Raw genomic sequence first — 17946 nt, 5'->3', positions numbered from 1 at the left:
ACCCCATTCATTCGGATTCGGTGAATGAAAAAAGGCGCAGTCAAATAAACCCTCAAGCCGCAATTAAAAAAACGGATGGGGCCGCTGACCTGCACCTTCCATTACCTGTACCGAATGAATTGGATGATCATGGCGGCAATACTCCTAACGACAATTTTGCAAAGCCAGTTTATTATAGCACAGTAACCGGCGCCTGTCCCATTTCGCCGAAGCGTATTCCGCCTGGAGGCTTCCTGTGGTATGCTGGAAGCTACACGCCTGCAGCGCGGCTGCGAGGCAGGAAGGAGCCGGATGACCTATGCTTCGAAATTCACCGTATCTATTGTTAGTGCTGGCAACCTGTATATGGGGAGGCAATTTTGTCGCGGGAAAGGCGCTGGTCACTCTGATGCCGCCCTTGACCATGGCTGCCGTACGCTGGGGAATCGCCTTTCTGTGCCTGCTCCCGTTTTTCGGGAAGATGACCTGGGCGATGCGATCCGAATGGCTGAGGCATTGGAGGATGCTCGTGTTTTTATCCGTAACGGGAGTGGTCGGCTTTAACAGCCTTACGTATGTAGCGGTGCAGTATACGGGCTCCATCAACGCCTCCTTGATGAATGCGGCGACCCCGATTTTCGTGCTTATCCTATCATCCTTCGTACTCAAAGAAAGCATAGCTTGGTCGGCCTTACCCGGCATCGCGGTTTCCATTGCAGGGGTAGCATGGATCATCGGACGCGGCAGCCTGGATGCCGTACTTGGCCTTACCTTCAACCGGGGAGATCTCTGGATGCTGCTAGCGGTGCTTTGCTGGTCCTTATATTCCGTCGGCATGAAGAAGGCGGCCGGGCGATTCCCGGCTACGCCGCTGCTTTTTGCACAGATCGCCGTTGCGTTACTGCTCCTGCTCCCCATTTCGGCAGCAGAGCTGCTTATTCGCACTCCGGACATACACTGGAGTCCCTCCCTCGGAGCCGGATTGCTCTACATCGGCCTATTCGCTTCGATCGTGGCTTTCCTGTCGTGGAACCGGGCGATCGAGCTGATCGGTCCGCAGCGCTGCTCGGGCTTCCTCAACCTGATTCCGCTCTTCAGCGCTTTGTTCGCTACCGCCTTCACCGAGGAGACCATCCGCTGGTATCATCTGCTCGGCGCGGCTCTAATCGTCTCCGGCGTCTACTTGGCGAACCGTGCCATTCGAGCGGTCCAGCACAAACAAAAAGCTTAGTTAGAGAGCTTACGCCTTCTAAACTAAGCTTTTTGTTTTTAATGAAACAAATAACGAATGACACGGAACGTTTTCTTGCCGCCGGGAATTCGCATCAGCCAAACCGGTCTGCGGCTGCGTGCCGTCTTTGCCGTACGCTCCAGGAATTGGCCGAGCGTCATTGATTCTTTGGTCACTCTGATCACCTCTCGCCTAAGGTAGTATACTTAAGAGCCTATGTCGAAAAGGCGTTGTCCTATGTCAATTTTGCGGATTAGAGCTGAAAATGACGGATCGATGCTTTGAGTTCCTCGGCAAGCTCGGCCAGCTGAGCCGCGTTCTGCGAGATTTGCTCCATGGAAGCAAGCTGCTCCTCCGAGGCGGCTGCCACACTCTGGGCGTTGCTGCTGGACGAGCGGGCGATGCCGGCCGTTGCCGCAACGGAAGCGGATACTTCTTCGGTGCCCGCAGCGATTTGCTGCGAAGCGGCCGACACTTCCTGAATATCCCTGTTCAGCTGCTCGACAGAGCGGGCAATCTGCTGAAAGCTTCTGCCGGATTCCCCCGTCAGCTCCAGACCGGCCGTCACTTGGCGGCTGACGCCTTCCATCGCCTCCACAGCCGCTGCCGCTCCTTCCTGCATATGTACAATCAGCCCGCGAATCCGTTTCACAGATGCCTCAGACTGGGCGGAAAGCTTCTTGACTTCCCCGGCTACTACGGCGAAGCCCTTGCCATGCTCTCCGGCGCGAGCCGCTTCTATCGAAGCGTTCAGAGCCAGCAGGTTCGTTTGATAAGCAATGTCGTTGATTAAGGACAAAATGCCGCTAATCTCCTCCGATCGCTGTCCCAGCGCTTGAATGGACTGCAAAGTGGCATCGGAGGCATCGGCAATCGCCTTCATCTGCCGCTCCACCTCGCTGATCGCTTGAACTCCTTGTACTGCTCCCTGTGTCGTCTCCATGGATTGGGCCGCCATGCCTGCAGCGGTTTCGGAAATTTTACCGATCGCCGCGGCCATCTCTTCCATGGCCCGGGCGGTTTCCTCGGTGGCGGCCGTCTGCTCCTGCGCACCGGATGCGACCTCTTCAATCGAAGAGGAAATTTGCAGAGCGGAGGCGGTCGTTTGGGAAGCGCCGTTCGACAGCTCCTTGGAAAGAGCGGCGACGCTATCGGAGGCTTCGGCTGATCTCGCAATGGTGCTTTTCAGCTGGCCGGCCATTCGGTTTAAGGCTTCGCAAAGGTCGCCCACCTCATCCTTGCTTTTCGCCTGCACCGGCTCGAGGTGAAGCTTGCCCGCAGCGACCTGTACGATCCCTTGGGTTACCTCCCGAAGCGGACGGGCCAGCCGGATTAAGAAAAAGTAGCTAATCGCGGCGGTAATAAGAATCCCAAAGGCGATACTGCTATAAATCATGCGGTCGCTTTCTTCATGAGCTTGATAGGCTTCCATGGCGGAAATCTCCGAGCCCCTGCGATTGAATTCAATCAGAGCTTGTATATGAGGCTGCATTTGATTGAATATTTTTTGACCGTTGGATATTAAATAGTTGGATTCGGCCGCGTTTTTCGCTTTGTTGGCCACCAGCGTTTTCTGGGTATTCTTCATGAATTCCGCCCAGTGGTTTTGTACCACTTTAAAGTCAGCCGCTTCCTCTTCCGTCGATACACGGTCGCTATACTGCTTCAACGCGGCATCGATCCGGTCATAGCCGGCAGCGATTTGTTCCTCCAGAGCCTTGATCCTGCCGGGGTCCTGCTCTTCCTTATGCTGATACAGCAGATTGGTTACGTGCTCCGTGCTGTAATTCACCTCATGCATCAGCTGGATACCCGGAAGCCATATGGTTACGGGCCGTTCGGAGCGAATCTGGATATAGTCCATCCGATTCAATGAGAATAGTCCTGTCGCTAGGGTGATGAGCAGCATCCCCACAAACCCAACGACCAGCTTGACACTAACAGTCCAACGCATCGACATCATCCTTGTATGTAAAATAAAAAACCGTTATCTATATCGGAATTCTATCATTTGAACTTGAATTTTATGTAAAATATTTACACAGGTAAATGGTGGTAGACAGCTGCCGAGGGATCATGCTATCATAACTAGACTTTCAATTTCATAGGTTCGAAGCGTAGGTGACAGGCTGCAGGCAATACATGATGCCGTCTGTCTTAAAAGGGAAGCCGGTGTAATTCCGGCACGGTCCCGCCACTGTAAGCGAGGAGCCGATCTGCATTTTGGTGTCACTGTCGACCTAGGTCGATGGGAAGGCCGCAGAGAAGCGACGATCCGCAAGTCAGGAGACCTGCCTGCGTTGTTAAGTCACCGAATTGGCCGAACGGGCCAACAAATAACCTACGCGGATAGGGGGTGTCGAACGCGCTTACGGGGCAGCTGTACAGCTTTTCTCTATGCTTTGGTTTGGCTTATTACGTCAATGGGACGTATGGAGCCGGACAGGGCTTAGGGGAGCTGGAAGAAATCACGTACGAGGTTCGGGCATCTTCCATCGGAGGATGCCTTTTTTGTTGTATCAGCATTTTTGAATAAAAACGGAGGCTGGAAAGCATGGAGATGGTGATGGTTCCCTTAACGATGGTGATTCTCGGGCTTCGGCACGGGTTCGACTCCGATCATATTGCAGCGATTGCGGATATGGTTGGTACGGAAACAGGTAAGTTTCGACGAATGGTAGGTTTGGGACTGACGTATGCACTAGGGCACGGATTGATTGTTCTGGCGGTAGGTTTGCTTGTCTTATATGCAGGCTCCAGCTTGCCCGAGTCGCTGCTCGGCACGATGGAATCGCTCGTCGGCGTCAGCCTGGTGATCCTCGGCTTGGTGCTTGTGGCCGCCACGATTAAGCAGCGGCGGGAGGGTGTCTACATAAGCCGGTTAAAGCTCGTAGAGGGTATCATCCGGAAGCTGACGGGACGCAGGGAACGGACGGAGGCAAGTCTGAAGCGGTACGGATTGGCGGGAGCTTTTGTCATAGGCATACTTCACGGGATTGGGGCCGAAACGCCGACGCAGGTCGCGTTGATTTCCTCCGCAGCGAGTCTTAGCGATATAGCCGGAGCCGCACTGCAAATCATACTGTTTACGGTAGGACTGCTTGCGGCAACAGCGCTCATCACGCTCTTTGCTTCATGGGGCTTCACGATGGTCCGGCTGTACCGCAAGGTGCTGCTGGGGCTTGGCTTGCTGACCGGCGGGTACAGCTTGTATTTAGGCGGCTCGATGCTTTGGAACGGATAGCGGCGTTGAAGAAGGGAGCGGTTCAGGATGAAAGATCAAGGAAAGCTGCTTGTCATCGGCTTCGGACCGGGCAGCTTCGAGCATATTACGAAGCGGGCGCGCGAAGCGATTCAAGAAAGTGATGTCATCATCGGCTATAACACGTATGTTGATTTGATCCGCGGGCTGCTAAGCCACCAGCAGGTGGTGCGAACCGGGATGACCGAAGAGGTGAGCAGAGCTCAGGAGGCGGTTCGGCAAGCGGAGGCCGGGAAGAAGGTAGCCGTCATTTCCAGCGGGGATGCAGGTGTGTACGGGATGGCGGGTCTGGTCTACGAGGTGCTGATGGAAAAGGGCTGGCGGCGCGGAGACGGCGTAGAGGTGGAGATCATCCCGGGCATATCGGCGATCAACTCGACGGCTTCCCTGTTAGGAGCTCCCGTCATGCATGACGCATGCACGATCAGCTTAAGCGATCATTTGACCCCTTGGGAGACGATTCGAAAAAGGGTGGAGGCAGCGGCGGCGGCGGACTTTGTCATCGCACTGTACAACCCTCGGAGCGGCCGAAGGACACGGCAGATTGTGGAGACGCAGGCGATTGTGCTGCGGCATCGGCCGCCGGAAACGCCGGTCGGGATCGTAAAGAGCGCATACCGCGACCGCGAGGAAGTCGTACTGACTACGTTGGGCGGCATGCTGGAGCACGACATCGGCATGCTAACCACGGTTATTATCGGGAACTCCACGACCGTTGTGTACGAGGGGCTCATGATCACCCCGCGCGGGTACCAACGCAAATATACTCTGAATGCGGAAGTACAGCCCCTTCGGCCGAGCGAACGGCTGCAAGTGAAGGCGGAGCCTTGGTCATTGGAGGCTGCGATAAGCCAAGAACCGCGCGGTGGAGAAGTACGCCTGCCGACGCTCGAGCTTGCGCTTGAAGCGCTGCAGCGGGTGGATACAGCTCGGGCGTCTACTGCACCGGCGCTGTTCCGGCAGGAACAGATTCTTGAGTTCTATGTGAGCCCCGGGCTGGCGAACAAGAAGCTGTCCGCGTCGCAGCTGGTGGCCTTGGCCAAGTTGGTCGGGGACCAGGGGACGCTGGAGTATACCCCGCATCACCGTCTGCTCGTGAGGCTCGCAACGGACGAGCCTGAGCGAGTCAAGGAACGGCTGACGGCGGAGGGGCTGCTGCTGGAGCCGGCGGGGGACGTGGTACAGGTGAAGGCGTGCGATTTTTGCGACATGGAGAAGGCGGAATCCGTCCCTCAGCTGGAAGAACTGCAGCGCCGAATCGGCGGGCAGCGAGTACCGAAGGAGCTGAAGCTCGGCTTCAACGGCTGCGGCATGGCCTGCTACGGGGCGGTCAAGGAAGATATCGGCATTGTGTACCGCAAGGAGAGGTTCGACTTATTCCTCGGCGCTAAGACCGTAGGCCGCAATGCTCATGCGGCCCAGCCGGTGGCGGAAGGGCTGACGCCGGAGCAGCTGGTCGAAACCGTGGAACGGATCGTCCGGACCTATGCGCAGCAGGGACATCCGAACGAGCGGTTCCATAAATATTTTAGCCGGGTGAAGGAAGTGGAAGGGTATCGCTATGAAGCACCGCAAATAGCCCGGATCGAGAATGCGGCCTGCGGCGATTAAGGCTTTGTTTGGACAATGAGCAAGAGGAGGAGCGGGAATGAACGCTGTTTTATTTGTGGGACACGGAAGCCGTGATTCGGAAGGAAACGACGAGGTTCGAGCCTTCGTCGAGTCGATCGGGGAGCGTACGGGTCAGCCGATCGTCGAGACGTGCTTTCTTGAATTCGAGCCGCCTACGGTCGGAGCAGGCATCGAACGCTGTGTCGAGCGCGGTGCTACGCACATCGTGGTGATTCCGATCATGCTTTTCTCGGCGGGGCATGCGAAGCTGCACATTCCGGCGATGATCGACGAAGCGAAGCGGCATTATCCGAGTGTCCGCTTTACATACGCACGGCCTGTCGGCGTGCACGAGCAGGTGCTGGAGATTCTGGCCTCCAGGCTGGAGGCGGCGGGCATGCACGTGAGGCAGGAGGCGGAGGATACGGCTATTCTGCTGGTAGGCCGCGGGAGCAGCGATGCGGATGCGAACAGCGATTTGTACAAAATATCGCGGCTCCTGTGGGAGCGAATGCGCGTGAAATGGGTGGAGCCGGCCTTTATCGGCGTTACGTCGCCGCTTGTGGAGGAGGGCGTAGAGCGCTGCTTGCGGCTCGGGGCGAAGCGGGTAATGATCTTGCCTTACTTCCTGTTTACCGGCGTCCTGATCAAGCGGATGGAGGGGCTGGCTCAGGAGTATGCGGCTCTGCATCCGGGCGTTCGTTTTGAGCTTGCCGAGTACTTCGGCTTTCACCCGCTGCTTCGGTCCATTCTGCTGGAGCGGGTACAGGAGGCGCTGCTTGGTGAAGTGAAGATGAGCTGCGATATGTGCGTGTACCGAATCGAGGCGGCAAAGCATCACGGCCATCATCATCACGATCACGACCACGATCACCATCATCATGATCACAGCCACGATCATCACCACCACGACCATGACGATTCGCATGAACATGCGCACGGCCGCATTTCCGGGAAAGAGGAGGTATCCTGATGCTTCTGGTCTTAGCAGGAACCGGCGATGCCAGAGAGCTGGCGCTTCGCCTTCGGCAGGCGGAGTACCCGCTCCTGACGACCGTTGTCACGGAGAGCGCAGCTCAAAGCATGCGTGAGGTCGAGCTGCCGGTGCGGGTGGGGCGCCTCCAGGCCGAGGAAATGGCGGCGCTGATACGCGATAACGGCATGAAGGCAGTGGTCGATGCGAGCCATCCGTTCGCTGAGGAAGCTTCCCGCAATGCCAAGGCAGCGGCGGAGACGGCCGGGGTCCCGTATCTGCGGTACGAGCGGGCCGGAGGCGACATCGGGAAGCATCCGCTGCTCACGATGGCGGTCGACTACGAGCAGGCGGCGGAGCTGGCGGCAAGCAGAAGAGGCGTGATCATGCTGACGACAGGAAGCAAAACGCTGCACATTTTCGCCAAACGCCTGCTAGGCTTGGAGGCTACGACGCTTATCGCGAGAATGCTGCCCCGGAAGGACAACATGGAGAAGTGCGAGGAGCTGGGGCTGCCGCAGCGCAACATCGTTGCGATGCAGGGGCCTTTTTCCAAGGAGCTGAATCAGGCGTTATACCGGCACTTCGGCGTGACGCTCATGATTACGAAGGAGAGCGGCAAGGAGGGGGCCGTCGACGAAAAGCTGCAGGCGGCGATGGAAATGGGCATCGAAACCATCGTGATCGGGCGTCCGGATATCGAATACGGAGCTGTATTCTCCTCCTTCGATGGCCTGTTGGAGGAGCTGGACAACCATAGAAGCCGATGGGAGGCGCAGTGAGAATGGATTTTCATACGGAGTTTAAGCCGCTGACGGTACAGCCGCAGGAAATTGAGGAACGAAGCTTCGAGATGATTACGGAGGAGCTTGGAGCGCATGATTTTACCGAGGAGCAGTATCCGGTCGTCCAACGGGTCATTCATGCGTCGGCCGACTTCGAGCTGGGCCGCAGCCTGCGCTTTCATCCGAATGCGATAAGGGCGGGGGTGGAAGCCATTCGCAGCGGACGCATTGTCGTAGCGGATGTGCAGATGGTGCAGGTCGGTATCAGCAAGCCGAGATTGGCCCAATTCGGCGGCGAGGTGAAGGTGTACATTTCGGACAGCGATGTGATGGAGGAAGCCAAGCGGCTGAATACAACGAGAGCGATCATCTCCATGCGCAAGGCCGCCCGCGAAGCCGACGGGGCCATCTATGCCATCGGCAACGCGCCGACGGCGCTGCTGGAGCTGATCCGCATGGTGAAGGAGGGCGAAGCCAAGCCGAGCCTGATCGTCGGCGTACCGGTCGGCTTCGTCTCGGCGGCGGAGTCCAAGGATGAGCTGCTCAAGCTGGATATTCCCTTCATTACCAATATCGGCAGGAAGGGCGGCAGCCCGGTTGCCGTAGCGGCAGTCAATGCACTTTCCTTACTGGCAGTGAAGTAGCAGGGGGGACACTCATGCTTAAGAAGGAGCAGCCGGATGAAGGGAAGCCTCTCCGCCACGGCTACACTACGGGAGCCTGTGCGACGGCGGCGGCGAAGGCGGCGCTTATCGCGCTGATCGAGCAGGAGAACCAAACGGCCTCCACGATCCGGATCCCCGCGGGGCTGGAGGTGACGTTCGAGCTCGCACGCTGCGAATATGACCCCTCCCGCGGCTTGGCCGAGGTAATCAAGGACGGGGGCGATGATCCGGACGCAACGCATGGGGCCAGGATCATTAGCGAGGTGTATTGGTCGGAGAAGCCGGGGGTCGAGATCGACGGCGGCATCGGCGTCGGAAGAGTGACCAAGCCGGGGCTTCCCGTGGAGGTAGGCCAGGCTGCGATCAATCCGGTTCCGAGACGGATGCTGCGGGAGGCTGCAGAGGATGTCCTAAACCGGTACGAAATGAGCGGGCGGGGCGTTCGAATCATCGTATCCGTCCCCGACGGCGAGCAGATCGCGAAGAAAACGCTGAACGCCCGGCTCGGCATCCTGGGAGGCATATCCATACTCGGCACACGGGGCATTGTGGTTCCATTCTCAACCGCCGCCTATAAGGCCAGTGTAGCCCAAGCGATACGCGTGGCGGTTAAGGGGGGCTGCAGCCATGTCGTTCTGTCCACCGGCGGCCGCAGCGAATCGTACGGCATGCAGATGTATCCGAACCTTCCTGAGGAGGCCTTCGTCGAGATGGGCGATTTCGTCGGCTTTGCTCTCCAGCAGTGCCGCAGGCAAGGCATACGCAAGGCTACGCTGGTTGGCATGATGGGCAAGTTCTCCAAGGTCGCGCAGGGCGTGATGATGGTGCACTCCAAAAGCGCGCCGGTCGATTTTGGATTTTTGTCCCGTACGGCGGAGGAGGCCGGCGCATCCCCGGAGACCGTGCAGGCGATTCTCGGAGCGAATACCGCCGCATTGGTCGGTGACTGGATGCAGGAGCAAGGAAACACCGGCTTCTTCAGCAAGCTGTGTGAAAGCTGCTGCCGTCATGGCTATGCGGAGATTCAAGGCGGCATGGAGATCGAAACGGTGATCATTTCAATGAAAGGCACTCTGCTGGGCCGGGCTGAATGGACCGGCGAACCGGCAGACAAGCAAAGGGAGGATTAACGCACCATGAGCCATCGCATCAAAATCATCGGCCTCGGGGACGAGGGGGCAGCCGGATTGCCGCCCCAGTACGCGAAGTGGATCCGGGAAAGCGAGGTGCTGGTCGGAGGCGAACGCCAGCTCGCATGTTTCCCGGACTATCCAGGCGAGCGAATCACGCTCCAGGGAGGACTTGCGGACACGACGGCACGGCTTCGCAGCGAATCCCGGAGCGTCGTCGTCCTGGCCTCGGGGGATCCGTTATTTTACGGGATCGGCGGTTACTTGGCCGGGAAGCTTCCCGTGGAGATCTACCCGGCGGTCAGCTCGCTGCAGCTGGCTTTTGCCCGGATAGGGGAGTCGTGGCAGGACGCCTACCTCGCGAGCGTGCATGGCCGAAGCCTGCAAGGGCTCGCCCAGCGGCTGGACGGCAAGGACAAGGCGGCGCTCCTTACGGATGACACGAACACACCCGGGGTCATTGCCAGGTATCTGCTCTCCTACGGCATGTCGGAATATCGGGCTTTTGTAGCGGAGAACCTCGGCGGCCCGAACGAACGGACCGGCTGGTACTCGCTGGAGGAGCTGCAAGATGCTTCCTTCTCGCCGCTCAACGTGGTCATCCTTCGCAAAATGTCGGAGGCTCCCCACTGGTCCTTGGGCATCCCGGACGAGGAATTCGCGCAGCGCAAGCCGGATAAGGGACTCATTACGAAGCGCGAGGTTCGCATCTTAAGCTTAGCCGGCCTGAACCTTCGGCCTGACAGCATGGTGTGGGACATCGGTACCTGCACGGGGTCCGTTGCCATTGAAGCGGCCCGGATGGCGCGGGAAGGGCGGGTATTTGCGGTTGAGAAGAACGAGGCCGACCTGGCGAACGCCATGGATAACGCCCGGAAATTCAGGACGGACATCACGTTCCTGCACAGCAAAGCGCCGGAGGGGCTGGATGCATTCCCCGATCCCGATGCGGTGTTCATAGGCGGGAGCGGGGGAGAGCTGCGGGAGCTGCTGCAGGTGGTCTGCTCCCGGCTGCGGCCGCAGGGCTCGATCGTCTTGAACGCAGCGACGATTGAGAATCTGCATGAGGCGGTACAGGCTTTCGGAAGCAACGGCTATGAGACGTCGATTCTGCTATCCCAGCTGGCAAGAAGCAAGCCGATCCTCGGGATGAACCGGTTCGAGGGGCTCAATCCCGTCTATATCATCACCGCAAGACGCGCGGAAACTACGTCGAAGAAAGAAGGGACGTTCCAAGAATGAACCGTTTAGGCACACTCTATGGCCTGGGAGTCGGACCGGGTGACCCGGAGCTCATCACGGTTAAGGCATTCCGCCTGCTGAAGGAATCGCCTGTCATCGCCTACCCCCGCAAAAAAATGGGAGCCAAAAGCTATGCCCTCGGCATCGTCGAGCTTTACGTGGACACGTCGCAAAAGGAGATGCTCGGCCTTACCTTCCCGATGACGAAGGATAAGGAGGCGCTGGAGCTTCAGTGGACAAAGACCGTGGAGATCGTGTGGGCCCATATGCAGGCAGGGAAGGATGTTGCCTTCGTGACGGAGGGCGATCCGATGCTGTACAGCACCTTTGTCCATCTCATGCGGTTGATGAAGGAGCGGCATCCGGAAGCTGCGCTTGTCTCGATTCCGGGGATCTCCTCCGTGAATGCGGCGGCCTCCCGATTGGGCGTTCCGCTTGCGGACGGAGACGAACAAGTAGCGATCGTCCCTGCCACTGAGGATTACAGCGCTATGCGTTATGCCATCGAGCAGCATGACTGCGTCGTGTTTATCAAGGTGGCGAAGGTGATGGATCTTATGCTTCACGTGCTTCGCGATCTTCAAATAACCCGTAAGGCCGCTGTGCTTACGAAGGTCACCTCCTCGGAGGAGCAGGTTTGGCTGAACGTCGAGGAGCTGGAAGGCCAGCCGCTGGAATATTTAACACTGATGGTGGTGAGAAAATGAAAATACATATCATCGGGGCGGGACCCGGCGATCCGGATTTAATTACCGTGAAAGGACTGCGCCTCCTTCAGGAAGCCGATGTCGTCCTGTATACGGACTCGCTAGTCAATGACGAGCTGATTGCGAAGGCCAAGCCCGAGGCCGAAATCTTGAAAAGCGCCGGCATGTCGCTGGAGGAAATGGTGCAGCTCATGGCCGAACGGGTAAAGGCGGGCAAGCGTGTCGTACGCGTGCATACCGGCGATCCGGCGGTTTTCGGAGCGGTGATGGAGCAGGCCGCCCTTCTCAAGAAGGAAGGCATTTCCATCGAAATCGTTCCGGGGGTAAGCTCCGTCTTTGCCGCTGCGGCGGCCGTGGGTGCCGAGCTGACGATTCCCGAGCTGACCCAAACGTTAATCCTGACGAGAGCGGAGGGACGAACGCCGGTTCCGGACAAGGAGCAGCTCAAAGACCTCGCCGGGCACCACTGCACGCTTGCCTTGTTTCTAAGCGCCGCACTAACGAAGAAGGTGGTAAAGGAACTCACCGAGGCGGGGTGGAGCCCGCAAACTCCCGTAGCCGTCGTTCAAAAGGCAACCTGGCCGGATCAGGTCATCGTCCGCACAACGCTCGAACGCCTGGACGAAGACATGCGGGTGAACGGGATTCGCTCGCATGCGATGATTTTGGCAGGCTGGGCTCTCGACCCTGACATTCATGAACAGGATGCCTACCGCTCCAAGCTGTATGACCGCACGTTTACCCACGGGTACCGCAGGGGAGTGAAGGATTGATGTCCTCCGTATCTGCACAGGAGATGATTCAGTTGGAGGAAGGCGTCATCCCTGCCTTGCACAGGCAAGGTGACTATGCCGTGGTTGCCATCACCAAGCATGGGGTGGAGCTGGCAAGAAGGCTGCATGCCGGCTTTGCGCATGTCGATCTCTATTACATGAACAAATTCAGGCGGGGGGACGAGGGAGAGAAGGGCATTCAGCTGTTCGAGGGCAGCGTGCGGCTGCTCTTTCCTGCCCTTTTTCCCGCGTATAAGGGAATCATCTGCATCATCTCGCTTGGAGCCGTCGTTCGCATGATCGCACCGCTTCTCGTCGATAAGAAGAAGGACCCCGGAATCATTGTCATTGACGATAAGGGTGAGCATGTCATCAGCGTCCTGTCCGGTCATCTGGGCGGAGCGAACGAACTGACCCGCGAGGTGGCGGCGGCGCTGGGAGCAAGGCCGGTGCTTACCACAGCCTCCGATGTACAGGGGACGATTGCTGTGGATTTGTTCGGCCGGCGCTTCGGCTGGGTGTGGGAGTCGGACGAGAAGCTGACCCCTGTCAGCGCCTCGGTTGTGAACGAGGAACGGGTGGCCGTCGTACAGGAGTCGGGCGAGCCGGGCTGGTGGATCTATGATACGCCGCTGCCTTCGCATATCGGGGTGTATCGCAGCGTTCAGGAGGCTTTAGCTGCTGAACCGCAGGCCGCTTTGGTCGTCACCCACCGGCTGCTGGAGCCGTCTGAGGAACATATCCTTAGCAACGGAGTGCTGTTCCGCCCGAAGGTCATCGCGCTGGGAATCGGCTGTAACCGCGGCACCTCCGCCGAGGAGCTGGAGCAGGTCATCCGCGAAACGATGGACGAGCTTCGCTATTCGTTGCAAAGTGTGAAAGCGCTATGTACTATAGACATCAAGAAGGATGAGGAAGGGCTGCTGCAGCTTGCGGCCAAGTACGGCTGGCAGCTCATTGCCTATACTCCCGCAGAGCTGAACGAAATTGCCATAGAAGCCCCGTCGGAGACCGTGTTCCGGTTTACCGGGGCTTACGGGGTCAGTGAACCGGCGGTGAAGCGTTACACGGGGACGGACCGGCTGGCAGTTACAAAAAAGAAGTCCGGCAACGTCACCTTATCCGTAGGGTTACTACACTTTGAAGGTAAATAGAAGGAGAAGAGCGTCTTCATGGGAACAGCAGAGCATACCCGCAGACTGGTGATTGCCGGGACCGGGAGCGGGGCGGGAAAAACGACGGTGACCATCGGATTAATGGCCGCCTTGCAGCGTCGCGGGTGGAGAGTGCAAGGCTTCAAGTGCGGACCGGATTATATTGATCCGACATATCACACCGCGGTGACGGGAATTCCTTCGCGGAATTTGGACAGCTGGATGCTGGGCAAGGATGCGGTGAAGGAAATTTTCTGCAGGGCTGTCTCCTCTTCGGAGGCGCAGATCAGCATCATAGAGGGCGTCATGGGCTTCTATGACGGGAAGAACCCTCGTTCGAACGAGGGAAGCACGGCCGATATCGCCATGCTGCTGGATGCGCCGGTGCTGCTGGTGGTCAATTGCCAAAGCATGGCGAGAAGCGCTGCGGCGATTGTGAAGGGCTTCCAGGTGCTGGAGCCAAGGGCGAAGATTGTCGGCGTTTTCGCCAACAAGGTCGGAAGCGAAGGACACTACCGCATCGTGAAGGAAGCCATCGAGCAGGAATGCGGCATTCCGGTAGTAGGTTATCTGCTGAGAGAGGAAGGGGCCGAGGTGCCGGAGCGGCATTTGGGGCTGGTTCCGTCCATTGAGCGCGGGGAGCTGGACGGGTTGTTCTCGCTGTTAGCCGATCGCTTGACCGCTACGACTGACCTGGATATGCTGTGGCAGCTGGCTCTATCGGAGCCGGTTCACGCCGAGCCGGCCTTGTTTGCCTCGGGGGGAGCGATGTCCGCATCCCGAGTCCCGATCGCCGTTGCGAAGGATGCTGCCTTCCATTTTTATTACCCGGAAAATCTGGAGCTGCTGGAGGCCTCCGGTGCGGAGCTGCTGTATTTCTCCCCGTTAGCAGGGGAGTCGCTTCCTCCACAGGCGCAAGGCCTGTATCTGGGAGGCGGCTTCCCCGAGGAATTCGCCGGGACGCTCAGCGGCAAAGAGGAGGTGTTCACCTCGATTCGAGAGGCGCTGAAGGATGGTTTGCCTTGCCTGGCGGAATGCGGCGGCTTTATGTTCTTGACCGAAGCGATTGAGGATCGCGAGGGAAACCGTTACCCGATGCTGGGCATCCTGCCGGGGCATGTGCGCATGCAGAATAAGCTGGCGGCGCTCGGCTACCGCGAGGTGACCGGGGGACCCGGGAACTTCCTGCTGCCGGCCGGGGAACAGGCGCGAGGCCATGAGTTTCATTATTCGGTGTATGTACCGGACGAGACGGAGCCGCCGCCCCCTGCTTATGAAACGAAGGGGCTGCGCGGCTCGAAGGCGGAGGGAAGCCTCCTGTATAACATCGTAGCGGGCTACACCCATCTGCACTTCGGCTCGAATCCGGCGCTTCCGAAGCGCTGGCTGGACCGCTGCAGAGAAATCGCCAACCATTTAATATAATCGCTTTTCATAGCTTTCCTGCATGGCCGCTGCAACCTGACCCTCGGTCTTTCCGAGCTTTTTCGCGTGATCCGCAATGATGGCCGCGGGTTTGGGCAGCGATTCCTTCTCAGGCCATGTGGGGGGCTCCCATAGGCGGGATCTTTTCAAAGCCTTGGCACAATGGATGTAGCACTCCTCCGCTTCGACGCCGATCCCAAGAACAGGGCGCTTGCCGAACGCCTCCAAAGGCTCAAGCAGCTCAGGGTCCTTCACGATGCAAGCCCGCCCGTTGACCCGCAGCGTTTCCTCCAGCCCCGGGATGAGAAAGATCAAACCGATCCCCGGATTTTGCAAAAGGTTCTTGAGCGTATCGAATCGCCGGTTGCCGGGCCGCTCCGGAATGAGGAGATGCTTTTCGTCGATTACATGGACAAAACCCGCCTGATCCCCCCGAGGGGACACATCGCAGCTGCCGGAAGCATCGCTCGTGGCAACGAAGACGATAGGCGATCTCGATATGAAATCACGGCAGTGCCGATCAATCCGCGAGATGGTTTTGTGGTTCACAATCTCATTAGGAAAGCCGCATAATGCATGCAGCTCCTCTTCGGAACGTACCGTCTCTTTAAACAAGGCATCCATCTGTCATACCGCCGCCTCTCCGTTTCATGATTCCTTCAACCCAGGCATAACACTGCTCAAGCTGTTCGTCGCTGATCAGGTCCGACCTGTGCTCGAACACGATGTTCACTCGGTCGTTTTCCTCCATAATGATAGTTAAGTATTCTTCAATAGGCGCCAGCCGTCGGCAGGATCTAATTCCGGCAATGCTGGATAATGGTTGTGCGTAACGTTGTCACCGACACGGACATTCCACAAGTGCACCGTATAGGCGAATCGGGCATAAGTACGAAGCACGTTTTTGGCGTCGAAAAAAGGGTCCAGCCGTTCTTGCAAATAAAGCCTGCCCGTATCGAGGCACAATCGGATTCGGGGATACTTCTGCTGCAGCTCCGTGAGGAAGCCGGTTTCATATACGTACCGATTCAAAGCATCGAATTCGAGCACAGGGACGAAACGATACGTTTCACTTTTCTCGGAAAGCCATTGAAACAGCCGCTCCGTGTTCCGGGCCAGCTCCTCGTAAGAATATTGACTTTCATACACATATTCCAGCGGATCGGCAAACCGCCAACGGCTCCAATCCACCCGATCGTCCAGAATCACCGGTTTGGGATAATGAAATAAGATATAATCGGGCTTTATTCGGGTAAGATAGTCCAGCTCCTGTTGAATGATCTCGTAGGCTTCTTGCCGGATGGCGTCCTCTTGGGCAACAACCGGAGCGTCGCGCAGCTTGGATAAGCCCGAACGGAAGGGAAAATGAACGCCGATCCGGAATCCGCGTCTTTCCGATTCCTGCAGCAGCTGCCGGGTATCCTCCTCCGAGCCGAACAGGCAAGCCTCCACGCCCCAGAAGCCGTCGCGAAAGTCCCGCGCATCCTTTCTTCGGTCGAATGCTCCGTGCTGTCCGATCACAAATCGATTCTTCATCGGCTGCCCTCCATTGGCGGGTTTAGTCGGGTATGAGCTTTATTATACAATGGCTGGATTTTTTTGTGTGAAAAATAACGGCAGGAAGAGATTGGGCTTTACCTTTAACTAAACACTGGTTAATTATAGAACAAAGATAAGGCCGGACTAGGCCGGCCTCAATCAGTACAATTATTTCGTCTGAGTAACGACAGGAAACCAGCCCGGAGAGTTCATGATCGCCTGCCACAGCGGATCCGGAACAACGAGGCGCTCCTGATCCTGCGGACTCACAGTCGTGTAAATGTCGGCTTCACGGCCTTCCGTTACCTTCTGCACCCAGTCCGGCTCCATGATGAGCTCGCGTCCGAGAGCAACAAGCGGAACCCCGGCCTCAAGCGCCTTCAGGGCATCGTCAGCCGTATGCAGGGACCCGACGCCGATCAGTGGCGTTCTACCCGCAATCTTCTCCTGCAGCCATTCAACCCGTGTTTTGCTCGTATCCACGCCGCGGCGCGGTTTCGACCAGAAGTCCATCAGCGAAACGTGCAGGTAATCGAGCTCTTGATCCGCCAAGGCGTCCACCAGCTCCAGCGTCTCGGACATGGTGAAGCCCGGCGTCGATTCTTCCTCCGGCGAAAAACGGTAGCCGATCAGGAACGGCTGTTTGGCATGCTCGGCCACAACACGCTTTACTTCTTCGACAACGGCAAGAGGGAAGGCCATGCGCTTCTCCAGGCTGCCGCCCCAGCGGTCGTCACGGCGGTTCGAATGCGGGGAGAAAAATTGGTGGATCAAATAACCGTTTGCTCCGTGAATTTCAACGCCGTCATAGCCGGCTTCGATGGCCCTTCGGGTCGTTTCGCCGAAAGCGCGAATGATGTCCAGGATTTCTTGCTCCGTTAGAGCGCGCGGGAGAAGGCTGCCTTCTTTCTCCGAGGCAACTGCACTTGCGCTAACAACGTCCCCCCCGGGTACTAGAGCGCTTGGAGCCTCACGTCCGCCGTGGAAGATTTGGAGTACAGCCTTGGCTCCCTTGTCTTGGATTGCAGCTGCCAGACGCTTCAGGCTGGGCAGAAGGTCGTCGCGGTCGCCTCCGAACTCGCCCGGGAAGCCTTTGCCGTTCGGAGTGACGTAGGTGCACGCCGTTATGACCATGCCGGGGCCGGAAGAGCGGCGGGCGTAATAGCTTACCTCCGCATCCGTTACGTGACCCTCCTCGTCGGAAGAGAAGTTAGTCATCGGAGCCATAACGATACGGTTTTTCAGCTCGATTCCGCTCTTCAGCTTCATAGATTGAAACAAGGGATTGTATTTACTGTTCATTTCATGTTCCTCCATCCGAATGAGTATATAAGTGTGTAAGCCACTGGTTAGCATTTGCTTTTGCCAGCATTTTCATGATACGGCACAACTGATACAAAAACAATTACAGTTACATGGTTATCATATACGAAAAGGTAGTTAATTACAAATAAAAAGTTAAGGAGGCTT

At 57.6% G+C, this 17946-nt stretch carries 18 protein-coding genes and 1 riboswitch; of the genes, 12 read left to right on the top strand and 6 right to left on the bottom strand.

Annotated features, from left to right (window positions below):
- Positions 1 to 298: 298 nt before the first annotated feature.
- A complete protein-coding gene (locus RAC89_RS07080) occupies positions 299 to 1210 on the top strand; it encodes a DMT family transporter (protein ID WP_306612682.1) in 912 nt (303 codons plus the stop codon).
- Between the two features lie 38 nt (positions 1211 to 1248).
- On the opposite strand, the gene RAC89_RS07075 is transcribed toward RAC89_RS07080, so the two are convergent.
- Positions 1249 to 1386: a hypothetical protein gene (locus tag RAC89_RS07075; protein WP_284641490.1), complete on the bottom strand. Its 138-nt coding sequence runs from the start codon at positions 1384 to 1386 to the stop codon at positions 1249 to 1251.
- Positions 1387 to 1463: 77 nt separating this feature from the next.
- Positions 1464 to 3164 (bottom strand): methyl-accepting chemotaxis protein, encoded by a 1701-nt coding sequence (locus RAC89_RS07070; RefSeq protein WP_306612681.1) that lies wholly within the window; start codon positions 3162 to 3164, stop codon positions 1464 to 1466.
- 148 nt (positions 3165 to 3312) lie between these two features.
- Positions 3313 to 3523, top strand: a riboswitch (cobalamin riboswitch).
- Between the two features lie 241 nt (positions 3524 to 3764).
- On the opposite strand from RAC89_RS07070, the gene RAC89_RS07065 reads away from it, so the two are divergent.
- From RAC89_RS07065 to RAC89_RS07015, 11 genes are read left to right on the top strand one after another with little or no spacing between them, the layout of a single operon-like run.
- Positions 3765 to 4454 carry a HoxN/HupN/NixA family nickel/cobalt transporter gene (locus RAC89_RS07065; RefSeq protein ID WP_306612679.1) on the top strand — a complete coding sequence of 230 codons (690 nt, stop codon included), beginning with the start codon at positions 3765 to 3767 and terminating at the stop codon, positions 4452 to 4454.
- A 27-nt stretch (positions 4455 to 4481) separates the two neighbouring features.
- Positions 4482 to 6083, top strand: a complete 1602-nt coding sequence (gene cobJ / locus RAC89_RS07060) for a precorrin-3B C(17)-methyltransferase (RefSeq protein ID WP_306612678.1) — start codon at positions 4482 to 4484, stop codon at positions 6081 to 6083.
- Between the two features lie 37 nt (positions 6084 to 6120).
- A complete protein-coding gene (locus RAC89_RS07055; RefSeq protein ID WP_306612677.1) occupies positions 6121 to 7056 on the top strand; it encodes a sirohydrochlorin chelatase in 936 nt (311 codons plus the stop codon).
- Positions 7056 to 7838 carry a precorrin-6A reductase gene (cobK, locus tag RAC89_RS07050; RefSeq protein ID WP_306612676.1) on the top strand — a complete coding sequence of 261 codons (783 nt, stop codon included), beginning with the start codon at positions 7056 to 7058 and terminating at the stop codon, positions 7836 to 7838. The genes RAC89_RS07055 and cobK overlap by 1 nt, the downstream gene beginning before the upstream one ends.
- A 2-nt stretch (positions 7839 to 7840) precedes the next feature.
- On the top strand, positions 7841 to 8485 hold the full coding sequence (locus tag RAC89_RS07045) for a precorrin-8X methylmutase (RefSeq protein WP_306612675.1): 645 nt from the start codon (positions 7841 to 7843) through the stop codon (positions 8483 to 8485).
- Positions 8486 to 8499: 14 nt separating this feature from the next.
- Complete coding sequence (locus RAC89_RS07040; RefSeq protein WP_306612672.1) at positions 8500 to 9636, top strand: cobalt-precorrin-5B (C(1))-methyltransferase; 1137 nt, start codon at positions 8500 to 8502, stop codon at positions 9634 to 9636.
- A gap of 6 nt (positions 9637 to 9642) precedes the next feature.
- A complete protein-coding gene (cbiE, locus tag RAC89_RS07035) occupies positions 9643 to 10878 on the top strand; it encodes a precorrin-6y C5,15-methyltransferase (decarboxylating) subunit CbiE (protein WP_306612670.1) in 1236 nt (411 codons plus the stop codon).
- Positions 10875 to 11585: a precorrin-2 C(20)-methyltransferase gene (cobI, locus tag RAC89_RS07030; protein ID WP_306612668.1), complete on the top strand. Its 711-nt coding sequence runs from the start codon at positions 10875 to 10877 to the stop codon at positions 11583 to 11585. Before cbiE ends, cobI begins: the two co-directional genes overlap by 4 nt.
- Positions 11582 to 12358, top strand: coding sequence for a precorrin-4 C(11)-methyltransferase (cobM, locus tag RAC89_RS07025; protein ID WP_306612666.1), 777 nt, complete (start codon positions 11582 to 11584; stop codon positions 12356 to 12358). The genes cobI and cobM overlap by 4 nt, the downstream gene beginning before the upstream one ends.
- Positions 12358 to 13512, top strand: coding sequence for a cobalt-precorrin 5A hydrolase (locus tag RAC89_RS07020; protein ID WP_306612663.1), 1155 nt, complete (start codon positions 12358 to 12360; stop codon positions 13510 to 13512). Before cobM ends, RAC89_RS07020 begins: the two co-directional genes overlap by 1 nt.
- Before the next feature lie 18 nt (positions 13513 to 13530).
- The gene (locus RAC89_RS07015) at positions 13531 to 14937 is read left to right on the top strand and encodes a cobyrinic acid a,c-diamide synthase CobB (RefSeq protein WP_306612662.1); all 1407 of its coding nucleotides are present in this window, start codon (positions 13531 to 13533) and stop codon (positions 14935 to 14937) included.
- Here RAC89_RS07015 and RAC89_RS07010 read toward each other — a convergent pair.
- From RAC89_RS07010 to RAC89_RS06995, 4 genes are all read right to left on the bottom strand, one after another.
- Complete coding sequence (locus RAC89_RS07010) at positions 14929 to 15561, bottom strand: pyridoxamine 5'-phosphate oxidase family protein (protein ID WP_306612660.1); 633 nt, start codon at positions 15559 to 15561, stop codon at positions 14929 to 14931. The genes RAC89_RS07015 and RAC89_RS07010 overlap by 9 nt on opposite strands.
- Positions 15545 to 15670, bottom strand: a complete 126-nt coding sequence (locus RAC89_RS07005; protein ID WP_306612658.1) for a hypothetical protein — start codon at positions 15668 to 15670, stop codon at positions 15545 to 15547. Before RAC89_RS07005 ends, RAC89_RS07010 begins: the two co-directional genes overlap by 17 nt.
- Positions 15671 to 15696: 26 nt before the next feature.
- Complete coding sequence (locus RAC89_RS07000; RefSeq protein WP_306612656.1) at positions 15697 to 16473, bottom strand: sugar phosphate isomerase/epimerase; 777 nt, start codon at positions 16471 to 16473, stop codon at positions 15697 to 15699.
- A gap of 171 nt (positions 16474 to 16644) precedes the next feature.
- A complete protein-coding gene (locus tag RAC89_RS06995) occupies positions 16645 to 17778 on the bottom strand; it encodes an NADH-dependent flavin oxidoreductase (protein ID WP_306612655.1) in 1134 nt (377 codons plus the stop codon).
- Positions 17779 to 17946: the final 168 nt, after the last annotated feature.

The organism is Paenibacillus sp. GD4 (assembly GCF_030846225.1).
GTDB classification, from domain to species: Bacteria; Bacillota; Bacilli; order Paenibacillales; family NBRC-103111; genus Paenibacillus_G; species Paenibacillus_G silviterrae.
The sequence above is the reverse complement of the archived record's forward strand: the minus strand, read 5'-3'. Positions and strand labels throughout refer to the sequence as shown.

Coding starts and splice junctions, on each gene's coding strand:
- cobK (WP_306612676.1), top strand. CDS start 7,056: ATGCTTCTGGTCTTAGCAGGAACCGGCGATGCCAGAGAGCTGGCGCTT.
- RAC89_RS07080 (WP_306612682.1), top strand. CDS start 299: ATGCTTCGAAATTCACCGTATCTATTGTTAGTGCTGGCAACCTGTATA.
- RAC89_RS07010 (WP_306612660.1), bottom strand. CDS start 15,561: ATGGATGCCTTGTTTAAAGAGACGGTACGTTCCGAAGAGGAGCTGCAT.
- RAC89_RS07020 (WP_306612663.1), top strand. CDS start 12,358: ATGTCCTCCGTATCTGCACAGGAGATGATTCAGTTGGAGGAAGGCGTC.
- RAC89_RS07055 (WP_306612677.1), top strand. CDS start 6,121: ATGAACGCTGTTTTATTTGTGGGACACGGAAGCCGTGATTCGGAAGGA.
- RAC89_RS07045 (WP_306612675.1), top strand. CDS start 7,841: ATGGATTTTCATACGGAGTTTAAGCCGCTGACGGTACAGCCGCAGGAA.
- cobM (WP_306612666.1), top strand. CDS start 11,582: ATGAAAATACATATCATCGGGGCGGGACCCGGCGATCCGGATTTAATT.
- cobJ (WP_306612678.1), top strand. CDS start 4,482: ATGAAAGATCAAGGAAAGCTGCTTGTCATCGGCTTCGGACCGGGCAGC.
- RAC89_RS07065 (WP_306612679.1), top strand. CDS start 3,765: ATGGAGATGGTGATGGTTCCCTTAACGATGGTGATTCTCGGGCTTCGG.
- RAC89_RS07000 (WP_306612656.1), bottom strand. CDS start 16,473: ATGAAGAATCGATTTGTGATCGGACAGCACGGAGCATTCGACCGAAGA.
- RAC89_RS06995 (WP_306612655.1), bottom strand. CDS start 17,778: ATGAACAGTAAATACAATCCCTTGTTTCAATCTATGAAGCTGAAGAGC.
- RAC89_RS07070 (WP_306612681.1), bottom strand. CDS start 3,164: ATGCGTTGGACTGTTAGTGTCAAGCTGGTCGTTGGGTTTGTGGGGATG.
- RAC89_RS07040 (WP_306612672.1), top strand. CDS start 8,500: ATGCTTAAGAAGGAGCAGCCGGATGAAGGGAAGCCTCTCCGCCACGGC.
- RAC89_RS07015 (WP_306612662.1), top strand. CDS start 13,531: ATGGGAACAGCAGAGCATACCCGCAGACTGGTGATTGCCGGGACCGGG.
- cbiE (WP_306612670.1), top strand. CDS start 9,643: ATGAGCCATCGCATCAAAATCATCGGCCTCGGGGACGAGGGGGCAGCC.
- cobI (WP_306612668.1), top strand. CDS start 10,875: ATGAACCGTTTAGGCACACTCTATGGCCTGGGAGTCGGACCGGGTGAC.